The sequence below is a fragment of the Aphanothece microscopica RSMan92 genome, assembly GCF_046613545.2.
Taxonomy (GTDB): domain Bacteria; phylum Cyanobacteriota; class Cyanobacteriia; order PCC-6307; family Cyanobiaceae; genus NIES-981.
In genome coordinates, this window is the sequence record NZ_JBKKKY020000615.1 from 1 (window position 1) to 411 (window position 411).

Sequence of the window (411 nt, forward strand, 5' to 3'; positions counted from 1 at the left end):
CCCCAGGAGTCGGCCAGGACGAACAGCGAGGCCGCGACGACGTTGACGGCCGCGGCGGTCGCCAGCACGAGCCGTCGGCCGAACGCGTCGGCGAAGCCGCTGGTCGGGAGCTCGAGGGCCACGGTCACCAGGCCGCCGACGGCGCTGACGGTGAGGACCTGGGTGACGGTGAGGCCCTGCTCGAGCGGGCGCAGCAGCACGATGGCGACGGTGAGCCCGACGGGCAGCCAGCGGGTGGTGGTGAGCAGCAGCAGCACCCGGCGCGCGGCGGCGGGGGCCAAGGCGGTCACGACCGCGCCTCCTCGACCGGCGCGACGCGCCCGGGCAGCGGGAAGACGTGGGACTGGAAGACCACCGGCTCGGCGCCCTCCTCGTCCTGGTCCTGGAGCGACTCCAGCAGCTCCTCGATCC

Annotated in this window: 1 protein-coding gene; it reads right to left on the reverse strand. The window is 75.2% G+C overall.

Annotation, left to right across the window (positions count from 1 at the left end; genetic code table 11):
- A partial coding sequence (locus ACLD7X_RS19325; RefSeq protein ID WP_411425296.1) for a hypothetical protein occupies window positions 1-290 on the reverse strand: 290 nt, incomplete at its 3' end.
- Window positions 291-411: the final 121 nt, after the last annotated feature.